Genomic DNA, 21,758 nt, shown 5'->3' with positions numbered 1-21,758 from the left:
TTCACTTAGCGCGAGCCTTGGTTGGCCAGCTCTTCCGGTCCGAAATAGCTGCTCGGAAGACGAGGGATGGCTTTAACCTGGGACGACATATCGTTCGAAGCTTCGTTCAGCAGATAAGCACCGGTCTGCACATTGTAGGTACCCCACATGATGTTACCCAGCACGGCTGGCAGGTCTGGTGCCAACAACGTCAAGGTGTAGTTGCCGCGCCAGATTTGGCCTTGGGCATCATAGCCGTCGATCATGACGATCTGCCAGGTATCCTCATCCAGGTAGTAGCGGCGCTTGGCCACTACGTGACGTTTGCCGGGAATCAGATTTGCTTCCACTTCCCATACACGGTGCAATTCCCAGCGCACCAGGTCTGGATTGAGGAACTGTGGGCCGACCAGATCGGCGATCTTGGCGGCACCAGCCCGGTTATTGTTGTAGGGGATGTACATCTCCTTTTTACCGATCAGTTTCAGCTCGTGATGATCGATAGGTCCAAACAGCATGAACGCTTCATCGAACAGGCCAATACCCGACGTCACCGAGTCTGGCGTATCGTAAGACACCGATGGCGCACGGCGTACGCGGCGCTGGCCGACCAGGTATTGCCAGATGGCGCGAGGGTGGGCTTCGTCGATACCATCATAGGCCAGGATGCCTTCGCCCGCCTTGGACGCTGGCGCACGGGTGATCAGGCGTCCGTACTGAGTGATGCCATCGAACTTTTCCAGACTGCCTTCCTTGAAGTAGTAAGGGCGCATCAGTGTCTGTTCGGCTTCGGTGGCCATGGCACGTTTGCCATCCGGCGTGACGATGATGGTACGGATCGGCAACTGTATCGTTTCGCCGGTCCAGGCCAAACGGTGGTTCATGATTGCTTCGTAGCCGGTTTTCGGAATCGGGAAGGGAATACCGCCGTACGCGCCTTCCACGCCGAAACCGCCGTCAATCGACTTGGCGCGGGTAGCGTTCTTGAACGTGTTGTCGTACACCCAGGATGGCGCACCACCGGTGCGGTGGGTAGGGAAAACGTCGAGCCGGTAGGTCGGATATTTTTTGAGCAGCGCCACAGTAGCAGCCGACAGCTTGGCCGCGTACTGGTCGACATTCTTGCCGGTAATGGCAAGCGCCGGCTTCTCGCTGGCAAAGGGATCAACGCGAAAGTCACCGGGCTTGAAGCCGGGTTGCACCTTGGTGTAGACACCTTCCCAGGCCGGGATGCTGCCTTCCTTGTTACCTGCTTTTTCTGCACCCAGCGGTGTCAGGGTGGTATGCAGTTTGGCCGCTTCATCGGCGGTGACGGCTGCGCCGGCATCTGGCAGGGTGAAAGCCAGGGTCAGGGCGGCGGCAGCGAATTTGATAGTCGTCTTCATTTTGGTTTTGTCCTTAGAATGCACGTTTGATAGTGAAGGAGAGGTAGTCGCGGTCTGCCAGCGACTGGGCGTAGCTCAGTATCGGTGTTTTGGTGGCCGGATTATTCTTCAGGAAGGTGCCTGCCGCGCCGAGGAAGCGCACGTAGTTGATGCCGATCTTCCAGTCCTGGCGGTAGGTGGCGTTGATGCCGATATTAAAATCACCGCCGTGAGAACTGCCGCCGTTGAAGTTAAATATGGCACGCGAGCGACCATCGATGTTGTAGCCAAGCCCGATCGGGACCGACAGATCGAGTCCATCGATCACCTGGTAATACGACGGTTCGAAGATCATGCGCGCCGAAGTGGCGTCGCGTGTGGTGTTGGGATCGAGCGAGCCCTGCCAGGTAACACTGGTAGCGCGGTTCCATGCCAATTCGCCGAGCAGTGACGCCCCCTGGAACAACGCGGTGGTTGGCATTACGTAAATCGCCGACAGGTTGACGTGGGCCGTGTTACCGACCGCATAGGCCGGGTTGCCGCTATTGTCAGCAAAGACGCCGGTGCCGGCTTTGGATAAAAAGTTGGGTGTAGGATCACTGACCAATGGCGTGTTGCGGCGTACCGAGATTTCGGCTGCCACGTTTGCGCCCAGCAGCACTGTACTGGCGCTGGCACCGAAAGTACGGATGCCTTCCGCGTACACAGCTTGCACGGCGGATGGTGCGCCAGGTGGGAAGCTGGGTGAAAACCGGAGGTAGAAGTAGGGCGTCTTGTCATGGTAGCGCGCGGCGTACAGACCATACTCGACGTCCGAACCGGCAGGTGTGAACTTGACCTGCAGGCCACCCTGACCAGAATTTTTCGCCTTCATATCTGCAACGGTATAGAAAGCTGGCGCGCCACTATTGGTTGGGGCCACCAGGAAAGCACTGCTACCAGCACCTGCCGCATCGTAGGAACTGAGATAGCTGCCGACACCAGGAATCTGCGTTGAACGCCATTCCAACTGGTAGTAGCCACCAATCGACACATTGGGCAGCACCTGCAGTTGGCCGGAGATCTGGTTGACCGGACGCAGGATTTCCTTGAACTGCGCGCCCGGTACACTGAGCAGTTTGACCAGATCCACCGGTCCTTGTGCATTGGCGATACCGTTGGCACCGAAGAACAGGCTCTCGCCATATTGCAGCGTGTGGCGGCCAACGCGCACGGTACCCGGCAATTCACCCAGTGTGCCCTTGGCGAAGACGAAGGCATCCAGCAGTTCTGCATTGCGGCCATGCAGCGTACGGGTGCCGTCAGTAAAGCTGTTGCCGGCGTTACCGAGCAAGGTTGCGGCGTTGCTTCCATAGGAAGCATTGTCGTTGCTACGGTTGTAGACGGTGTCGTACCACGCTGCAGCGCTAATACGCATGCCCAGGTTGCGGGTACCGGCATCGAACTCGGACAGCCAGTCGATGCGGTTTGAGACGATACCCTTGTTACGGAAGTTCTGGTTACCGTCGTCGAGGTTATAGCCGGTGAAATCGCCAGGGCCGGCTGATGGATAGCCGCCGGCCAGCAGACGCGTATCAGCATCTTTCAGGCGATAAGCGGTGCTGTATTTAAAGGTATTGTTCCAGCTGATCTTGAGATCAGGGTTGTCGGTCTCGAACTCGTAGGCATAGGCGTGGGTGGTCGGTAGTATGGCTGCCACAGCCAGTGCCAACAGGGTTGGATATTCCAGACTCAGGCGTTTATTCGCTTGCATGTACAGTCTCCTCATTATAGTTGTGTGGCCGCTAACGTGCAGCCGGACGGATGGGATGCATCAGATAAAAGTTGAGACCAGTCCTCCGTCGACAGGCAGGTTGACACCGCTGATCCAGCGCGCGTCGTCACTGCACAGGAAGCTGATGGCAGCGGCCACTTCGTCTGCGTAGGCCGGGCGCTTCATGCGGTGGGCATCACGCTGCACGCGTTCTTCACCCAGCATGGATATGAAGTCGCCCAGGATAGGTGTGAAGACCGGGCCGGGTGCCACGCAATTCATGCGCACAGAATGCTCCAGGAACCAAGGCTGCGATTGCGCATAGGTCCAGACGATCAAGGCTTCCTTGAAGTACTGGTAGCAGGTGTCAGCCGGAACCGGGTGGGCTTCCAGCCAGGCTAGGCCAGCGGCGAAGCTATTTGTGGCTGCCAGTTCCTTGTGCAGGGCAGTGCGCGCTGGCCATTCCGCCCCCAGGATGGAGGCGACGTTGACAATCGAGCCGCCAGCCGGCATGCGTGGCAATACACCTTCGGTCAAGTGACGCAGGCCCAGGTAATTGACACGCGCCAGCAACGCCGGGTCAGCAGTGCCTGGCACGCCAGCGATGTTGCACAGCGCGTCCACACGTTGCGGCAGTTTGGCGATAGCCGCATCGATGCTGGCTGTCTGCCCCATGTCGACGGCGACGAAACCGTCCAGTGTCAGCCCCGGTTCATTGCGGTCCATGCCGATCACGGTGGCACCTTCAAAACGCGCCAAACGTGCTACCTCGGCACCGATGCCGGAGGCGGCACCGGTGACGACGATGGTCTTGTTACGTAATTTCATGTTGTCTCCTGGGTGATGTTGTGTTGTTGATGTTGGGTCGAAGAGTCAGAATGGATAGCGTGGCGCTTCGGTTTTCATAGTCAGCCACTGCCATTGGGTGAATTCGTCCCAGTCAACAGTCCCGCCGTGGCGGCCACCGTTACCAGAACTGCCACCGCCACCGAATGGCGCGTGCGCTTCGGCCAGCACAGTCTGGTCATTGATGTGGACGTGGCCAGCTGGCACGCGATCCACGATGTACATGCCGCGTGCCAGAGTCGGTGTAATCACGCCCAGTGCCAGACAGCCACTGGTGGCCGAAGCCAGGGCTATCGCTTCCTGGTCGGTGTCGAACACGGTGATCGATGCGACGGGGCCGAACAGCTCTTCTTCGAAACAACGCATGCCGGGCCGGACACCGGTCAGTACTGTAGGTTGGTAGAACTGCCGGTCGTAACTGCCGCCAGCCAGCAGGGTGGCACCGGCGGCTACGCTGTCTTCGACAATGCCATGCAGGCGCTGCACCTGGCGTGCATTGATCAACGGTCCCAGTGCAACCTGGCCCTTCATCGGATCGCCCACCGGCAAATGACGTGCCTTGGCAACCACCCTTTCTATGACGGCGTCGGCGATGCCGCGCTGGAGCAGGATGCGGCCAGAGGCCATGCAGATCTGCCCCTGATGCAAGTAAGCACCCCAGGCCACGTTGGCGGCGGCAATGTCGGGGTCGGCATCGTCGAGGATAATCAGCGAGTTTTTACCACCCAGTTCCAGTGACATCTTTTTCAGGTTGCGGCCAGCTACTTCGCCTATGCTGCGACCCACAGCGGTCGAACCGGTAAAGGCGATCATGGCAATATCGGGATGGCTGCACATGGCCTGGCCAGCTTCGGCGGCACCAGGCAGCACATGCAGCACGCCTTTCGGCAAACCGGCTGCTTCGAAGATACGGGCGATCAACACACCACCACTGACCGGCGTTTGCAGGTCTGGCTTGTGCACTACCGCATTGCCGGTCGCAAGCGCTGGTGCGATCGAGCGGATCGACAAGATAAGGGGGAAGTTGAAAGGCGAGATCACACCGACCACGCCATGCGGTACACGGCGCGCGATACTCATCTGGCCGCTGCCCGATGCCAGTAGTTGCCCTTTGGGCTGGGTCAGCATTGCTGCGGCTTCCTGCAGATGTGCACCTGCTTCACGCAGCTCCAGGTCGGCTTTGGGACGAATTGCGCCGGTCTCACGCACTATCCATACGGCCAGCTCGTCGTGATGTTCGGTGATCAGCGCCGCCGCCTTGCGGAAGATGGCTGCACGTTCCTTGTAGTCGCTGCTGGCCCACGCGGTTTGCGCTGCGCGTGCTTGTGCGGCGGCCAGTGCTACATCGTCGGCATTCGCCAGACCGATGCGGCCAAGTTGTTCGCCAGTAGCGGGTTCGGTAAAGGTGTGCTTGCCGCCCTTGGCAGTGATCCAGTCACCATTGAAGATGCGGTCTTGCCAGATCGCGGGGCGCAAAAATGCATTAGCGTCAGTCATGTTGTCTCCTGTTGATTAAGGGATGGTGGGAAAGTCAGTCTGCTTGCATGTTTGTTGCATGAAAGTCTGCTTGCCGCTTTTGTCTTAGCTATTACAAGTTATGTGCCAGCTCCCTGTGTGGCGACATTATTGCGACGCACCAAGTGCTTGCTGCACTGTGTTACTGCGATGCTGATGGAGCTGATGTGGCGCGCCGCAGCAAAAAAGATATCGCGCTGGCGATTGATGAAATGATCAAACTGGAGATTTACCGATGTATGATTTGATAAAAGACGATGAAAGTGGAGACATGAGCAAACCCCATCGCGTATCGCTGTCTGACGTATCGCGCGCCACCGGCAAGATGCTGAACCATGGCGATAACGTGCAACTTGATGCAGGCGCAGCGCCAACGCTGGAAGATCTCACGCAAAGTCTGCACTTTTCGCCAGGCGACGGGCGCATCTGGCTCAACGGCCAGCGTATGCAGTTGTTGCATACCACTTCCCTTGGCGCGTTGCGACGCGAACTGCTGGAGAGCATAGGATCGGAACGCACGCGTGGTTTGCTGACGCGGGTCGGTTATTCTGCCGGTGCGCGTGACGCCCAGTTGCTGCGCGAGCGCTGGCCGGATGCCGATGCCAGCACGCTGTTTGCCGCCGGACCACGCATGCACTCATTGGAAGGAGCCGTCAAGGTCGAGCCGCTGCATTTTGAATTCGATGTCGAGCGTGGCACCTATCACGGCGAATTCCTATGGCATCACTCCAGTGAAGACGAGGTACACACAGCCGATTTCGGTATTGGTACCGAGCCAGCGTGCTGGATGCAGACTGGCTACGCCATGGGCTACACCAGCGCGATGATAGGACGCTTGATCATCTACCGCGAGGTCGAGTGCACATCCATGGGTCACAAACATTGCCGCCTGATTGGCAAGCCCGCTGATGAATGGGAAAACGTCGAAGAAGACTTGCGTTTTCTGAACGCGGAATCCTTTGTCAGCACCACTGCTTACGGCAGATCCGGGCAACATCAGCAGGCCGCAGTGCTGCCGGGCGATGACGAACGGTCTTACGGAGAGAAGGAGATGGTAGGCGTATCGTCGGCCTTCAACGCGGCTTGTCATATGCTTAAACGCGTCGCGCCGACGGTTGCCACGGTGCTGTTCACCGGCGAATCCGGCGTCGGTAAAGAGTTGTTCGCCCACATGCTGCACCAGATCAGCGCCCGTAAGGCACAGCCGTTTGTGGCGGTCAATTGCGCAGCGATCCCCGAGACACTCATTGAATCTGAATTGTTTGGTGTGGAACGTGGTGCCTACACTGGTGCCAGCCAGTCACGACCAGGCCGCTTCGAGCGCGCCTCGGGCGGCACCTTGTTTCTTGACGAGATAGGAACACTCAGCCTGGTCGCGCAGGGCAAGCTGTTACGGGCATTGCAAGAGGGCGAGATTGAACGGGTAGGGGGTGTGCGCAGCGTGAAGGTGGATGTGCGGCTGGTGGCAGCAACCAACGTCAATCTGCGCGAAGAGATACAACAGGGGCGCTTTCGCGAAGACTTGTTCTTCCGCCTGAACGTGTTCCCCATCCACTTGCCACCACTGCGGGACCGGCGCGACGACATCCCGCTGTTGATGGGTTACTTCATGCGCCATTATGGTCAAAAGCATCAGCGCCGTGTGATCGGCTTTACTGCACGTGCGGTTGATGCCTTGCTCAACTATCACTTCCCTGGCAATATCCGCGAGCTGCAAAACCTGGTCGAGCGCGGCGTCATCTTTGCCAACGAAGATGGCCCTATCGATCTGCCTCATCTGTTCACCAGCGGCGAAGAATCGCAAACCTCATATTTCTCGCTGGCACAGACAGGCCGCCTGACGGGTCACGGTGCCGCCGCAGCGGAAGCGCCGCCTAGCGGTGCGCTGCTCGACGTGCTGCCTGCCATGCTGCAACAAGCGTCCGAACAAAACCAGGGCTGGTCGCTGGATCATCTGGAAAGTACCTTGATACTGGCGGCGGTGGAACGAGCTGACGGCAATCTGTCAGCAGCAGCACGCATGCTGGGCCTGACACGTCCACAGTTGTCATACAGGATGAAAAAACTGCAGCAGGGCTGAATTCTGGCCTGACATGATACATCCTGTCTCCGCCAGTTGAACGCGGGCGGAGACGATCTTCCGGGAAATATTCACTGCGCCTTATTTGCCAGGATCCTTTTGGTTCAGGAACTGGTCAAATTCGACGTTGTAGAATTCGTCACCGACCTTTTCAACCTTGCGCACATAGACTGTCTGCACGATATCGCGGGTTTGTGGATCGATGGCAATCGGGCCACGCGGGCTGTTGAGCTGGATATTCTTCAGGATAGCCATGGCCTGATCACCATCAATCTTGCCGTTCAATTTGCGTACCACTTCATAGATCGCTGCCATGCCGTCATATGCCGCCACCGCCATGAAACTGGGGCGACCCGCGCCTGGATTGGCAGCAGCAAAATTCTTCAGGAAAGCCAGGTTCTCTGGTGATTTGTGCGCTGCTGAATAGTGGAAGGTGGTGATCACGCCCAGTGTGGTATCGCCCATGGCAGGCAATGCGTGGTCGTCGGTCAGGTCGCCAGTGGCGATCACCTTGATGCCTGCCGCAGCCAGGCCACGTTCACGGTAGCCTTTCATGAAGGCGACGCCTTGTTCGCCGGCGGGCACGAAAATGAACACGGCATCAGGCTTGGCGTCCTTGACGCGCTGAATGTAGGGTGCAAATTCCGGATTGCGCAGCGGAACACGGATTGCTTCAGTGATCGTGCCACCACCTTTGATAAACTCATTCTTGAATGCCGTTTCGGCATCAATGCCGGGGCCGTAATCCGCCACCAGTGTCACTACCTTCTTGATGTTGTTCTTCGCCGCCCAGGTTGCCATGGGTGCGGAAATCTGCGCTAGCGTCATCGAAAAACGGACGATGTAGTTGGACTTGGTGGTGATCGCCGAGCTGGCGGCATTCATGATGATCATCGGCTTCTTCGCTTGCTCGGCGATGGGGGCAACAGCCAGCGCTTCCGGCGTCAGGCTGAAGCCAGCCAGGAAGTCGACCTTGTCGCGCACCACCAGTTCCTGCGCCACCCGCTTCGCGATTTCAGGCGAAGGCCCGGTAGTGTCCTTGATGATGATCTCGATTTTTTTGCCTGCAACGGTGCTGCCGTTTTGCGCCATCCACGTCTTGATGCCGCCTTCCATCTGTTTACCGTAATCAGCGAAGGGGCCAGAGAAGGCGGCGATCAGGCCAATCTTGATAGTGTCCTCTGCCCACGCCAGTGGCAGCGCAAACAATACAACAGCTGTCAGTGTCGCCATCGATACCAATTTTTTCATCGTCATGCTGGTCTCCTATATTGTTCTATGCGTTCTGTGTGTTCTGTTTTCTTTGTGAAGAATGGCAAGGGCAGGCATTAATTCTGTAATGCCTACAATGACTGTGATGCGGCTTTTGTTGATCGCCATTGCCGCATACATAGTATCCAATGTATGTGCGATTAACAATCCATTGTTCGATAATCGCACACTTTAAAAATGACGCGTATATGACCAGAAATGATCCAAAAATGAAGAATGCAGCCTGAATACTTGTTACCGCATCTACTGCTGCCAAGATCGTAAATAGGTGCTAAGGCAGCAGTATCGAAAGCTCTTGTGCGCCGCGCAACAGCACTGGCAGGAACTCTTGTTCCAGTTGCTTGACGCTGACGCGGGATGCTTGTGCGCCGACGTTCAATGCCGCCAGCACCGTGCCGGATGCACCGCGCACCGGTACGGCGATGGAGCGTAATCCCAGTTCCAGTTCCTCATCATTGATGGCGTAGCCAGCCTGGCGCACGTTGGCCAGTATTTCGCGCAGGCGTTTCTGGTTAACCACCGTGTTTTCCGTCATTGCCCGTAGCCTGGTGCGTGCCAGGTATTGGTCCAGATCCTCGGGTGGCAGGTGCGCCAGCATGACACGGCCCAGCGAAGTGCAATAGGCGGGCAGGCGGCTGCCAGTGTTCAGTGCCACCGACATCACGCGCGAAGTAGCGGCACGTGCGACGTATAGCACTTCATCGTCATCCAGCACCGCCAGTGAACTCGATTCGTTCAGGCTACGGCTGATATTGTTGAGGTAAGGCTGAGCTGACACCGTTAGCGGGGTTGACGACAGGTAGGAATAGCCCAGCGTCAGCACCTTGGGGCGCAGCGAAAAATTGTTCAGCTCTGCATCCACGTAACCCAGTTCACGCAAGGTATGCAGGCAGCGCCGCACGGCAGCACGCGGAATCCCGGTTTTCTGGCTGATGTTGGCAATGGTCTGCGGCTTGCGTGAATCGCTGAAGGCGCGCACTACAGCCAGACCGCGCGCCAGCGAGGTCATGAAACTGGGATCAGTCATCGCGTCGATTTGCTCCGAGATGCTTGGTTCGTGTTCTTGCCCGGCTTCTGCAGTGGTCTTGATCTTGGTGGCTTTGATGGTCTTTGACATGGCGTGATTTTAATGCAGTCGGTAAGTACTATCGTTTTATTTGTTGACCTTGGGGGCGCGACGTTGTTACACTATTCGTGCGATAAACAATCATTTGTTCGATTATCGCACAACATGAATTGCAAAGGCAAACATATGATTGATAAGACTTTTGAATCGCTGGAGCGCGCCGTGGCTGACATCCACGATAGTGCAACGGTCATGATCGGCGGCTTTGGCAACGCTGGCATGCCGTCCGCACTGATCGATGCGCTGATTGCGCAGGGTGCTCGCGACCTCACTATCGTCAACAACAACGCCGGCAATGGCGAAACCGGGCTGGCCGCGCTGCTCAAGAGCAAACGGGTGCGCAAGATCATCTGTTCCTTCCCGCGCCAGACCGACTCCCATCATTTCGACGCCCTGTACCGCGCTGGCGAGATTGAACTGGAACTGACCCCGCAAGGCAACCTGGCTGAGCGTATCCGTGCTGCGGGTGCCGGTATTGGCGGTTTTTTTTCGCCAACCGGCTACGGCACGCAGTTGGCAGAGGGCAAAGAGACACGTCTCATCAATGGTCGCCACTATGTGCTGGAAGCGCCGATCCATGCCGATTTCGCGCTGATCAAGGCATTGCACGGCGACCGCTGGGGTAACCTGGTGTATCGCAAGACTGCCCGTAATTTCGGTCCCATCATGGCGATGGCGGCCAAGACCACTATTGCGCAAGTGCGGCAGGTGGTCGCGCTAGGTGAACTCGATCCTGAAGTGATCGTCACGCCAGGCATCTTTGTCCAGCGTGTAGTGAAGGAGGCAGCATGACGCACAAATATACCCGCGACCAGATGGCCGCCCGCGTGGCGCAGGATATTCCTGAAGGTGCCTATGTCAACCTGGGCATCGGCCTACCGACCAAGGTGGCCGACCATCTGCCCGCCGAGCGTGAAGTGTTTCTGCACAGCGAAAACGGCCTGCTGGGCATGGGCCCTGCACCGGCGGCAAGTCAGGAAGACGAAGACCTGATCAACGCCGGCAAACAACCTGTCACGTTACTGACTGGCGGTGCTTACTTCCACCATGGCGATTCGTTCGCAATGATGCGCGGTGGCCATTTGGATATCTGCGTGCTGGGCGCTTTCCAGGTAGCATCCAATGGTGACCTGGCCAACTGGCATACCGGCACCGCCGACGCCATACCCGCCGTCGGCGGTGCCATGGACCTGGCAATCGGTGCCAAGCAAGTGTTTGTAATGATGGACCATCAGACCAAGACCGGTGAGAGCAAGATTGTCAGCCAGTGCAGTTATCCCTTGACTGGCATGGCCTGTGTCAATCGCATCTATACCGATCTGGCCGTGCTGGACGTGACGCCGCAAGGGTTAGCAGTACGCGAGATGGCCCCTGGTCTGAGCTTTGAAGCGCTGCAAGCCGTCACTGGCGTACCGCTGTTACCGTTGAAACAAGAGAGGATGACATGAACGAAGCCTATATCTGTGATGCAGTACGAACCCCCATCGGTCGCTACGGCGGCGCGTTAAAGGACGTGCGCGCTGATGACCTCGGTGCACTGCCGATGCGTGAACTGATGCGCCGCAATCCCGGCGTCGACTGGACGGTGGTGGATGACGTCATCTATGGCTGTGCCAACCAGGCTGGTGAAGACAACCGCAATGTGGCACGCATGTCGGCACTGCTGGCCGGCTTGCCACAGGAAGTGCCTGGTGCCACCATCAACCGGTTGTGTGGTTCGGGAATGGACGCCATCGGTACGGCGGCACGTGCCATCCAGGCTGGTGACGCCAGGCTGTTGATCGCTGGCGGTGTCGAATCGATGACGCGTGCACCATTCGTCATGGGCAAAACTGATTCGGCATTTGCGCGCAATGCGTCACTGCAAGATACGACCATGGGCTGGCGCTTCATCAACAAGACATTCAAGGAAGCTTACGGCGTCGAAACCATGCCGGAAACGGCAGAAAACGTCGCCCACGACTATGGCATCAGCCGCGCAGACCAGGATGCGTTTGCGCTGGCAAGCCAGAACAAGGCTGCTATCGCCATCGCCGAAGACGTTTTTGCGCGTGAAATTATTCCGGTATCGCTGCCGCAAAAGAAAGGGGATCCTGTCATCTTCCGCCAGGACGAGCATCCGCGTGCCACCACGCTGGAAGCATTGGCGAAGCTGAAAGGCGTGGTCAGAGCAGATGGCAGTGTTACCGCTGGCAATGCGTCTGGCATCAATGACGGTGCCTGCGCACTCTTGATCGCCAATGCGGATGCGGCGTTCCAGTATGGACTAAAGCCCTTGGCCCGCATCGTCGGCATGGCGACTGCCGGTGTGGCACCGCGTGTGATGGGTATCGGCCCGGTACCTGCGGTGCAAAAGCTGTTGCGCCAGACCGGCCTGACATTGGAGCAGATGGACGTGATAGAACTGAACGAAGCCTTTGCGGCGCAGGGCCTGGCCGTGCTGCGCCAGTTAGGCCTGCGTGACGACGACCCACGCGTCAATCCCAACGGCGGTGCCATCGCACTGGGCCATCCGCTGGGAATGAGCGGCGCGCGCCTGGTTACCACGGCAAGCTACCAGTTGCATCGCAGCGGTGGTCGTTATGGGCTGTGTACTATGTGCATAGGCGTGGGGCAGGGCATTGCAATGATCATTGAAAGAGTGTGAAAAAAAATGTAAAGCAAGAATGCAAATCATGTAACTTGTAGAGAAGTAGCGGAGACAATAAATGAAAAAACAAAATCAAAACGAGAGCCTGACGTGCTAGCCAATTTTGCCGGTGTACTGTTTGACGGCATTGCCTACGGTAGCCTCTTGTTTCTGATCAGTGTCGGCCTGTCGGTCACGATGGGGATGATGAACTTCATTAATCTGGCACACGGTGCTTTTGCAATGCTGGGCGGGTATGTCAGTGTCACATTGCTGTCACGCCTGGGCGTGCCATTTCTGGCATCGCTGCCGCTGGCCTTCCTGGCATCCGCCATCACGGGACTGGTGCTGGAACGGCTGCTGTATCGTCGTCTCTATCAGGCCAGCCACCTGGACCAGGTGCTATTCTCCATCGGCCTTACCTTCATGTCGGTGGCCGGTGCCACCTGGTTGTTCGGCCCGACGCAGCAGCCGGTCACCCTGCCGGATTGGCTGCGCGGCCAGGTAGCGCTGCTGGGATTGGACATAGGCGTCTACCGCCTGTTCCTGATTGGTGTGGTGGTGCTGGTTACAGTGGCACTGGGATTGTTGATCGAACGCACCCGTTTCGGCGCGCAGATCCGTGCGTCTGTGGATAACCAGACGGCCGCTGCGGGCCTGGGCATCAATGTCAGCCTGGTGTTTAGCCTGACTTTCGCGCTGGGTTCGGGCCTGGCCGGTTTGGGTGGTGGCTTGGGTATCGACGTGCTTGGGCTGGACCCGACCTTCCCGATCAAGTATATGGTTTACTTCCTGTTGGTGGTCGCGGTAGGTGGCGCCGGGACGATCAAGGGACCACTGTTGGCAGCGCTGATCCTGGGCGTATTCGACGTGGCAGGAAAATACTATGTACCGCAAGTGGGTGCCTTCGTCATTTACGGCCTGATGGTGCTGTTGTTGATATTGTTCCCGGCTGGCCTGATACGGAGGAAAGCATGAACGCCATCACCGAAACCGCCATCCAGGCTAGGGATGCCGTGTCAGCTATAACCATCACCCAAACTCAGATCATGCCGGTACCCCGTTTGCCCCATGACCGCTGGACGCCACTGGAAGTCGCTTTCTGGCTGCTGCCGGTGGCAGCATATTTTGCTTTTCCAGGCTACCTGGTGCTGATCAGCCAGATCATGATCACCGGCCTGTTCGCGCTGTCGCTGGACCTGATGCTGGGCTATGCCGGTATCGTCTCGCTGGGTCACGCCGCCTTTTTCGGTCTGGGTGCCTACGCCGCAGGCCTGTTGTCCGTACACGGCTGGAGCGAACCATTCAGTGGCCTGCTGGCTGGTGCTGCAATTGCTGGCCTGTTTGGTTTCCTTACCGCCTGGCTGGTGGTGCGCGGCCAGGATTTGACGCGTCTGATGGTCACACTGGGTATCGGCCTGATGCTGTTTGAAGCGGCCAACAAGGCATCCTTCCTGACTGGTGGCGTGGATGGCTTGTCTGGCATGGTGGTCGGTAAATTGTTCGGCATCTTCGAGTTCGATTTGAACGGCAATGTCGCGTACTGCTACAGCCTGGCCGTGCTATTTCTTGTATTTTTGTTGCTGCGCCGGCTGGTGAAGTCGCCGTTCGGTCTGAGCCTGATCGGCATCCGCGAGGGCGTGCACCGCATGCCTGCGCTGGGCGTCAATGTCAATCGTCGCCTGGTGGCTGTATTCACTGTCGCCGCGACAGTGGCCGGTTTGGCGGGAGCGCTGTTGGCGCAAACCACACAGTTTGTCGGGCTGGATTCGCTGGGTTTTTCGCGCTCTGCCGAGCTGCTGATCATACTGGTGCTGGGCGGAACTGGCCGTCTGTATGGTGCGCTGATCGGTGCAGCTGTGTTCATGCTGGCACAGGACTATCTGTCCGGCCTCAATCCGGCTTACTGGCAGTTTTATATTGGCTTGCTGCTGGTGGTGATCGTGCTGTTTGCACGTGGTGGCATTCTGGGTGGCCTGGAAGTACTGGCCCATCGCTTCAAATCATGGCTGCGCAAGGAGCAAACATGAAGCATGCCAATAACAATAACCCAGACATCACATTGCGCACCAAAGGCTTGAGCAAGCAGTGGGGCGCATTCGTCGCCAATAGCGATATCAACCTGAACTTCGCCCCCGGCGCACGCCATGCACTGATCGGCCCCAATGGTGCAGGCAAGACCACCTTCATCAATCTGCTGACTGGCGGTCTCATGCCCAGCAGCGGTAAGGTGTATCTGGGCGGCGAAGACATCACCCATCTGCCACAGCACCGGCGTGTGCAACGTGGCATGACACGTACCTTCCAGCTCAACACCCTGTTCGCGGGCATGACGGTATTGGAGTCTGTGGCACTGGCGATTTGCGAGCGACGCGGGCTGCAGTCGGTCTGGTACCAGACAGTAGCCAGGCAAGCCGATGTCATTGATGAGGCGATGGCCCTGTTGGCGACACTCAAGCTGAGCGACCAGGCCAACAGCATGACACGCAGCATGGCATATGGCAAACAGCGACTACTGGAAATAGCACTGGCGCTGGCCACCAGGCCGCGCATCCTGCTATTGGACGAACCGGCAGCAGGCATCCCGCAGGCGGAAAGCAAGGAACTGTTCGAGGTGCTGTCCCAGTTGCCGCGCGATGTCACACTGCTGTTTATTGAACATGATATGGGACTGGTATTCCGTTTCGCCGACCGCATCACGGTCCTGGTTTCTGGCAAGGTGCTGACTGAGGGCACGCCGGCAGAAATCGCGGCAGACCCGCGTGTCAGGGAAGTCTATCTGGGGGAGGCCGAATATGCCGAATATGCCTGAATTGTTGGCGCTTGATAAAGTCTGCGCTGGCTATGGTGAATCGGTAGTGCTGGAGGATGTGTCCTTCGTACTGCGCGAAGGCGACAGCCTGGCCTTGCTCGGTCGCAACGGTGTCGGCAAAACCAGTCTGTTGGTGACACTGATGGGATTGACGCGGCTGCACAGCGGCACCATACGCTGGGCCGGGCGCGACATCGTGCGCATGCCCACGCATCAGCGCGCGCGTGCTGGTCTTGGCTGGGTACCGCAAGAGCGGCATATGTTTCCCTCATTGACGGTGGAAGAACATCTGACTGTGGTGGCCCGCCCCGGTCCATGGAATCTGCAGAAGGTATATCAGATTTTCCCGCGCCTGTACGAGCGCCGTACCAACATGGGTAACCAGTTGTCCGGTGGCGAGCAACAGATGGTGGCGATTGCCCGTGCACTGATGACCAACGCCCGCATCTTGCTGCTGGATGAGCCTATGGAAGGCCTGGCCCCCATCATCGTGCAGGAACTATTGCGGGTGATCCGCACGCTGGTGCAGGACGAAGGCATGTCGGTAATAGTGGTCGAGCAGCATGCGCGCCTGGCGCTGTCACTGACTCAGCGCGCCATCGTGCTTGATCGCGGGCGCATCGTGCACGATTCGGACAGTGCCAGCCTGTTGGCCGATGGTGACAGGCTGGACCGTCTGGTCGCAGTAGCCTGACGCATTGGTAATCGAATGCCGGCTTATTTGGGCTTGTATATCTCCGCACCGCTGTGCACTTGCGTGATGAACCGGATATTCTTTACTACATCAGCTTAGCTCGCGCGCGACCGCCGCGCTATCAGCGAGTGGGGCGCGGCTTTGCTCGTTGTTTTCCTGCACAAGTTTGCTCAGCAGCTTCATGAATTGTTGCTGCTCACCATCCGTGAGCGGTGCCAGTAAGCGACGCCGCAACCGTTGCGCGCCGGGAATCAGGTCGCTCAACAGTTGTTCTCCAGCGCGGGTAATGGTCAGTGCACGCTGGCGGCGATTGGTGGGGATGACCCGTCGTTCCAGCAACCCCTTTTCCTCCAGTCGTGCGCATACGGTGGCACCAGTCGAGGTATCGATGCCACTGATGGCAGACAGCGATACCTGGTCTATACCTTCTTGATTCTCAAGGTTGCGCAGCATGGCGTACTGCACTGGTGTCAGTTCGGTGCCCATTTCGTCGTAAAAAATCGACACCGAGATTTGTTGTGCGCGGCGTAACAAATGGCCCGGATGTTCATACAAGTCAATCAGCTTGCTCTCTGTTTTTTGCATAGCGCTTTCTCAACTGGTGCGTTGCAACGTAAAAAAGTTCATGTGCGGCGTTTACATCGCCAAATTCCAGTCTATACTCTACTACATTCAGTGTACTGAATATTAATTCAAAATTAGAAAAGGAGACTGAGATGTTCCCTAAAAACACCTGGTATGTGGCTTGCACGCCGGATGAAATCGAAGATAAACCATTAGGACGCAAGATCTGCGGTGAGCCTATCGTCTTCTATCGCGGGCCGGAGGGCAAGGTCGCGGCGGTAGAGGATTTTTGTCCGCACCGCGGTGCGCCGCTATCGCTGGGTTTTGTGCGCGACGGTCAACTGGTGTGCGGTTACCATGGGCTGGAGATGGGTTGTGACGGCAAGGTGATCAGCATGCCGGGCCAGCGCGTGCGCGGTTTCCCCTGCATTCGCAGTTATCCGGTGGAGGAGCGCTATGGTTTCATCTGGGTATGGACCGGCGAACGTGAACTTGCCGATCCGGCCAAGATCCACCACCTGGAATGGGCGGTCAGTCCGGAATGGGCTTACGGCGGCGGCCTGTATCACATCAACTGTGAATACCGGCTGATGATCGATAACCTGATGGACCTGACCCACGAAACCTATGTGCATGCGTCCAGCATTGGCCAAAAGGAGATTGACGAAGCCCCTGTCCATACCCGCGTCGAGGGCGAAGAAGTCATCACCAGCCGTTTCATGGAAAACATCATGGCACCGCCGTTCTGGCGCGCCGCCTTGCGTGGCAATGGCTTGGCGGATGACGTGCCGGTGGACCGCTGGCAAATCTGTCGCTTCACGCCGCCCAGTCATGTGATGATCGAGGTCGGCGTCGCACACGCAGGCAAGGGCGGCTACGACGCCGATCTGCAACACAAGGCATCGAGCATAGTGGTGGACTTCATTACGCCAGAAACCGAGACCTCGCATTGGTACTTTTGGGGCATGGCGCGCAATTTCAGGCCGGACGACAAGGAACTGACCGCCACCATCCGTGAAGGCCAGGGCAAGATCTTCGGCGAAGACCGTGAGATGCTGGAGCGACAGCAGGCCAATATCCTGCGTCATCCCGAGCGCAAGTTGCTGATGTTGAATATCGATGCCGGCGGCGTGCAGTCACGTCGCGTGCTGGATCAATGGCTGGAGCGGGAGCAGGCGATATGAGCGCCGTCTTGCTGCAAGTGCGGGTAGAGCGCAAACACATCGAAGCAGAAGGTATCTGCAGTTACGAATTGGTCAGCACGGACGGTACACTGCTACCCGCGTTTACGGCTGGCTCACATATTGACGTGCATATTGGCGCTGGCCTGGTGCGTCAATACTCGCTCTGCAATCCGCCTCATGAACGTCACCGTTACCTGATTGGCGTGTTACGCGACCCTGCATCACGTGGCGGATCGCAAGCCATGCATGAGCATATTCAAGCTGGTGGCACCTTGCAGATCAGCATACCGAAGAACCATTTCCCTCTGACTGTAGCCAAACACAGCCTGCTGTTGGCGGGTGGCATTGGCGTCACACCGATTATTGCCATGGCGGAAGCCTTGTCGGCACAAGGGGCTTCGTTCGAGATGCACTATTGCACACGCTCACCTGAGCGCACTGCATTCCGTCGGCGCATCGCAGCATCGCGCTTCGCGGCACAAGTGTATTTTCACTACGACGGTGGGGATGCCGCGCAAAAACTGGATCTGGCCAGGCTGCTGACACAACTGGACCGTCAGACCCACATCTATCTGTGCGGCCCAGCCGGTTTCATCGATCATGTAAAGGCCACGGTCAAAGCGCACGACTGGCCGCAAGACCAGGTGCACCTGGAATACTTCGGTGCCGTCGCGGTTCCAACTGCAGCGGCTGGAGGTGAGCAGGCGTTTGAAGTGCGGCTGGCTTCGAGCGGCAAGGTATATGTCATTCCGCCCGATAGCACGGTGCTGCGGGTGCTGAGCGATGCCGGCGTGTTCATTCCCGCATCTTGCGAGCAGGGTGTGTGTGGTACCTGCCTGACACGGGTGCTGGACGGCGTGCCCGATCACCGCGACCTGTATCTGGACGAGTCGGAGCAGGCTGCCAATAATCAGTTTACTCCTTGCTGTTCACGCGCCAAAACTGCCATCTTGCTGCTGGATTTATAATTTGCCTTCCATGTTGACCATCAGATCATCCGTAAGGACAATGACCTGATGGAGGAGCGACCGCGATTTGTGTAAAAATACCCAAATGCTTCTGTAACCACACGATTTATTGACAGGTTTAGTTACCATTATTGAGTGCATTGAGTGCAGGAACCTTTGAAAACACTTCGGCTCGAGCCTGCCATCGATGCTTAACGCTGCTCTGATCTCACCAAGGGGATTTCACTTTGAACACGACCAGGAAGCTGCGACTCGGACCATTGCCGAAGACCGAGAACAATAAGGTCGCCTTATTCGGGCACGGTACAGCGCCCGCTTCCACCATGCCCGTTCGCGGATCGAAATTGCTGAGGCGTGCATCCGTTGATGCGCCGGAAGAATTTACTAAAATGAGTGGCCTCTTTGAAGCCAAGATGATCGGCAATGACGCCGACAGGCCAATCGGTGTGTACCATTAGACGCTTCGCCTCCAGGCCAAGCCGTCTTAAAACATACTCCTTGGCACTAATGCCTTCGGCATCCTGTGCCGCACGGGTGAGGCTTCTCTCGGTGCACCCCATTTCACTGGCGTAAGTAGAGATGCTTCTCCAATCGACAAAATGCTGCTCCACCAATGCCTTGAAGTGATGGAAACGCCTCAACGCCGGTCGCTTGCGCAGATCGTCCAAGCCCTTGTCCCTATAGGTAATGGCAATCCATGAAACCAGCGCATAAAAGCCGTATCGCAGATGAGACTGCATGTGCTCGATAAATTCCTCGGATTTCCCAATGTCATGCCGCGCACGTTCTGAGCTGCTTTCGTCATTTCGCGCCGCGTCATGTCTCAGCCATTGGATGGCGTATTCTGCACGCTCTAAATCCTTGGCATCAATGCGCACGCCGGCTGGGAAGCGTTCTATATCGAATCCAGAGCGAAGGTTCTCACGCGAGGACGTGGGCCAAAGAAAATCTGGACGCACCAACAATATCCAGCCATCCCACGCTTCGCATTCTCCAAAGTTATGTGCCTGCCCAGGGCGAACCATGATCAGGCTCCCAGCCACGTCTGAGATAGGCTGGAAATCCAGCGTTTGATTGCACTGCCCCTCGGTCACGAGTATCAGCATGTAGAACGTGTAGCCGTAGGTTCGGCGCATGCCTTCTCGGCTCGTCCTTAGACGTAGATCTGAGACACGAAACACCTCCAGGCCATAGGGGTACAAACCTTCGGGCCGATAACGAATTTCCTGGACCTGGTTCCTTAATATTTCCATCATTTCATTGACTCCTTCCAGCAGCGAGATCACGAGCCGTCACAAAAAAATTGTCCGAAAAGTATCATAAAAATGCAAATTTCTGCCTTTATAGATTGCACTCAGTGAGAGAAAATAACATTTTTAGAGACAATAAGGAAATCAGCAATGAACATCAATCTTGAAATGGTCAAGCAGGAAGTGTTTGAGTTGGAACGCACCATCAATGAGCGATGGAGTGCGGGAGACAACCGCGGTTATCTCGACAACTTCCATGATGACATCAGCTACTTCGATCCTGCTCTAGAGAGCATGCTGGTGGGACGCGACGCCGTCGTCGCGCACATCCAGAAGCTATATAAGAACCCGCATATCGTGCGCAGTGAGTATCTCAATCCACATGTGATCACCAGCGAGGCGGGTGACCTGGCCGTCCTAAGCTATAACCTGCGTAGCTACGTCGTGGATGCCAACGGCACAGAAGAATTGCTACGTGCCTGGAACTCGACAGAAGTTTACCGGAAGATCACGGGCGCATGGCGTATCGTTCACTCGAATTGGGCGATAACGCAGTCCATGACAATTCCCTCGGCCTCCTGATCGAGGAACGCTGCTCTCCGCGCTCCTTGCAAGGCAAGCTCGTGGCAAAAGACGCACGGAGCAGCGCCAAGGCGCTCCCAGGACGAAAACACGCGAGTCCTACAGGCATATTGGGACAGGTGTTCATATGAACGTGCGCGATTCCGGCGACTAGAGGTCAGGTACAAGAAGCCTTTCGCAGCGCCGACTTCAGACGCTGGCTCGAGAAGTAGCGACATCGCTGCCAGGTGTGAGCCACGGCCGCCCATTCGTGGAAAAGCTGGACGTGTACAAGGTCGGCGATAAGGTTTTCATGATCGTCACCGATGATCCCGACGAGAGGATCATCACACTAAAAGTCGATCCAGACCATGCTAGCGCGCTGCGGGATCACTTCCAAACGGTGACTTTTGGACGTTACCTGGACAAGGGGCACTGGATCTCCGTCGGTGCGGGCCGCGGCATCACCCCGCAGTTGATCACTGAACTGGTCAATACATCCTATCAGTTGGTCGTCGAAAGCATGCCTGTGCATGATAGGCCGATCCAGGCCAAGGGCCGGACAAACCATCTCAAAAAAAGGACCCAAGCAATGACCCAGCAATCCCGGAAGGCCCAAGAACTTGCAGATCATTACGTAGATCAGCTCTCCTCCTGGGCGAAGATCACGACGCGGCCGTTGTTCGGTGCCGTCGGACTCTATCGGCACGGTCATGTCTTTGCCATGGTTTGGCATGGAGGCCTCTACTTCAAGGTTGATGACGACTCGCGCAAGAATTACGAGGCCGCAGGTTCCCATGCCTTGGGCTACGTGAGTGAAGGCGACGAACATGCGCTGAAATCTTACTGGGAAGTGCCCGCTCACGTGGCTGAGGATCATGAGCAACTGCAGCAGTGGGCTGAGCGCGCCAACCGCGCGGCGGTCAAGAGCGCGAAGGGTTGATCCACGGCGACGGCGCTCCTGAAAGCTGCCAGGGCCGATTCGCTAGAACAATTTGCGCCAGCCACGCGTTCTTTGGTTCAGCGAGACGTTCCCGTCGCCCACTGCCGTGCAGGCAGCAGCCTGGACGGCTATTGACGCTGGAAAAAATGCCCTGGCGGGTGAACGGCGCACGTCGGTTTTTTCACTAGAAGGCGGCTTACTCGGTGATCTTATCGGCC

At 57.2% G+C, this 21,758-nt stretch carries 20 protein-coding genes; 12 read left to right on the top strand and 8 right to left on the bottom strand.

Going from position 1 to position 21,758, the window contains the following annotated elements; all coding sequences use genetic code 11:
* Positions 1-5 precede the first annotated feature (5 nt).
* The 4 genes from ACO0LM_RS01015 to ACO0LM_RS01000 are packed head-to-tail and all read right to left on the bottom strand — an operon-like array spanning position 6 to position 5,439.
* A complete protein-coding gene (locus ACO0LM_RS01015) occupies positions 6-1,364 on the bottom strand; it encodes a DUF1329 domain-containing protein (protein ID WP_423033465.1) in 1,359 nt (452 codons plus the stop codon).
* Between the two features lie 13 nt (positions 1,365-1,377).
* Positions 1,378-3,096: a DUF1302 domain-containing protein gene (locus tag ACO0LM_RS01010; protein ID WP_423033463.1), complete on the bottom strand. Its 1,719-nt coding sequence runs from the start codon at positions 3,094-3,096 to the stop codon at positions 1,378-1,380.
* A gap of 60 nt (positions 3,097-3,156) precedes the next feature.
* A complete protein-coding gene (locus ACO0LM_RS01005) occupies positions 3,157-3,924 on the bottom strand; it encodes a coniferyl-alcohol dehydrogenase (RefSeq protein ID WP_423033461.1) in 768 nt (255 codons plus the stop codon).
* Between the two features lie 45 nt (positions 3,925-3,969).
* Positions 3,970-5,439, bottom strand: a complete 1,470-nt coding sequence (locus ACO0LM_RS01000) for a benzaldehyde dehydrogenase (protein WP_423033459.1) — start codon at positions 5,437-5,439, stop codon at positions 3,970-3,972.
* 289 nt (positions 5,440-5,728) lie between these two features.
* Between ACO0LM_RS01000 and ACO0LM_RS00995 the strand changes: the two genes are divergently transcribed.
* On the top strand, positions 5,729-7,537 hold the full coding sequence (locus ACO0LM_RS00995) for a sigma 54-interacting transcriptional regulator (RefSeq protein ID WP_423033457.1): 1,809 nt from the start codon (positions 5,729-5,731) through the stop codon (positions 7,535-7,537).
* A gap of 81 nt (positions 7,538-7,618) precedes the next feature.
* Here ACO0LM_RS00995 and ACO0LM_RS00990 read toward each other — a convergent pair whose 3' ends face one another.
* Both ACO0LM_RS00990 and ACO0LM_RS00985 read right to left on the bottom strand, forming a co-directional pair.
* Positions 7,619-8,794, bottom strand: a complete 1,176-nt coding sequence (locus ACO0LM_RS00990) for an ABC transporter substrate-binding protein (protein ID WP_423033455.1) — start codon at positions 8,792-8,794, stop codon at positions 7,619-7,621.
* 286 nt (positions 8,795-9,080) lie between these two features.
* A complete protein-coding gene (locus ACO0LM_RS00985; RefSeq protein WP_423033453.1) occupies positions 9,081-9,926 on the bottom strand; it encodes an IclR family transcriptional regulator domain-containing protein in 846 nt (281 codons plus the stop codon).
* 135 nt (positions 9,927-10,061) lie between these two features.
* On the opposite strand from ACO0LM_RS00985, the gene ACO0LM_RS00980 reads away from it, so the two are divergent.
* From ACO0LM_RS00980 to ACO0LM_RS00950, 7 genes are all read left to right on the top strand, one after another.
* Complete coding sequence (locus ACO0LM_RS00980; protein WP_423033451.1) at positions 10,062-10,727, top strand: 3-oxoacid CoA-transferase subunit A; 666 nt, start codon at positions 10,062-10,064, stop codon at positions 10,725-10,727.
* Entirely contained in the window at positions 10,724-11,383 is a 660-nt protein-coding gene (locus ACO0LM_RS00975) for a CoA transferase subunit B (RefSeq protein ID WP_423033449.1), read from the top strand. Before ACO0LM_RS00980 ends, ACO0LM_RS00975 begins: the two co-directional genes overlap by 4 nt.
* On the top strand, positions 11,380-12,582 hold the full coding sequence (pcaF, locus tag ACO0LM_RS00970) for a 3-oxoadipyl-CoA thiolase (RefSeq protein WP_423033447.1): 1,203 nt from the start codon (positions 11,380-11,382) through the stop codon (positions 12,580-12,582). The genes ACO0LM_RS00975 and pcaF overlap by 4 nt, the downstream gene beginning before the upstream one ends.
* A gap of 93 nt (positions 12,583-12,675) precedes the next feature.
* Positions 12,676-13,542 (top strand): branched-chain amino acid ABC transporter permease, encoded by an 867-nt coding sequence (locus tag ACO0LM_RS00965; RefSeq protein ID WP_422981750.1) that lies wholly within the window; start codon positions 12,676-12,678, stop codon positions 13,540-13,542.
* Positions 13,543-13,613: 71 nt separating this feature from the next.
* The gene (locus ACO0LM_RS00960; protein ID WP_423033975.1) at positions 13,614-14,594 is read left to right on the top strand and encodes a branched-chain amino acid ABC transporter permease; all 981 of its coding nucleotides are present in this window, start codon (positions 13,614-13,616) and stop codon (positions 14,592-14,594) included.
* Complete coding sequence (locus tag ACO0LM_RS00955; RefSeq protein ID WP_423033445.1) at positions 14,591-15,376, top strand: ABC transporter ATP-binding protein; 786 nt, start codon at positions 14,591-14,593, stop codon at positions 15,374-15,376. The genes ACO0LM_RS00960 and ACO0LM_RS00955 overlap by 4 nt, the downstream gene beginning before the upstream one ends.
* Positions 15,369-16,070, top strand: a complete 702-nt coding sequence (locus ACO0LM_RS00950) for an ABC transporter ATP-binding protein (RefSeq protein ID WP_423033973.1) — start codon at positions 15,369-15,371, stop codon at positions 16,068-16,070. Before ACO0LM_RS00955 ends, ACO0LM_RS00950 begins: the two co-directional genes overlap by 8 nt.
* A gap of 90 nt (positions 16,071-16,160) precedes the next feature.
* Here the strand turns inward: ACO0LM_RS00950 and ACO0LM_RS00945 are convergent, their stop codons facing one another.
* A complete protein-coding gene (locus ACO0LM_RS00945) occupies positions 16,161-16,655 on the bottom strand; it encodes a MarR family winged helix-turn-helix transcriptional regulator (RefSeq protein WP_423033443.1) in 495 nt (164 codons plus the stop codon).
* A gap of 131 nt (positions 16,656-16,786) precedes the next feature.
* Between ACO0LM_RS00945 and ACO0LM_RS00940 the strand changes: the two genes are divergently transcribed.
* Positions 16,787-17,818: a Rieske 2Fe-2S domain-containing protein gene (locus ACO0LM_RS00940; protein ID WP_423033441.1), complete on the top strand. Its 1,032-nt coding sequence runs from the start codon at positions 16,787-16,789 to the stop codon at positions 17,816-17,818.
* Positions 17,815-18,786, top strand: coding sequence for a PDR/VanB family oxidoreductase (locus ACO0LM_RS00935; protein ID WP_423033439.1), 972 nt, complete (start codon positions 17,815-17,817; stop codon positions 18,784-18,786). The genes ACO0LM_RS00940 and ACO0LM_RS00935 overlap by 4 nt, the downstream gene beginning before the upstream one ends.
* Before the next feature lie 290 nt (positions 18,787-19,076).
* Here the strand turns inward: ACO0LM_RS00935 and ACO0LM_RS00930 are convergent, their stop codons facing one another.
* Positions 19,077-20,042 carry a helix-turn-helix transcriptional regulator gene (locus ACO0LM_RS00930; protein ID WP_423033437.1) on the bottom strand — a complete coding sequence of 322 codons (966 nt, stop codon included), beginning with the start codon at positions 20,040-20,042 and terminating at the stop codon, positions 19,077-19,079.
* Positions 20,043-20,186: 144 nt separating this feature from the next.
* Here ACO0LM_RS00930 and ACO0LM_RS00925 point away from each other — a divergent pair, with 144 nt between their 5' ends.
* A complete protein-coding gene (locus tag ACO0LM_RS00925) occupies positions 20,187-20,618 on the top strand; it encodes a YybH family protein (RefSeq protein WP_423004507.1) in 432 nt (143 codons plus the stop codon).
* Between the two features lie 229 nt (positions 20,619-20,847).
* Positions 20,848-21,540, top strand: a complete 693-nt coding sequence (locus tag ACO0LM_RS00920; protein ID WP_423033435.1) for a TfoX/Sxy family protein — start codon at positions 20,848-20,850, stop codon at positions 21,538-21,540.
* Positions 21,541-21,758: the final 218 nt, after the last annotated feature.

Origin of the sequence: Undibacterium sp. Di26W, from assembly GCF_049340265.1 — a bacterium.
Classification (GTDB): Bacteria; Pseudomonadota; Gammaproteobacteria; order Burkholderiales; family Burkholderiaceae_D; genus Undibacterium.
The sequence above is the reverse complement of the archived record's forward strand: the minus strand, read 5'-3'. Positions and strand labels throughout refer to the sequence as shown.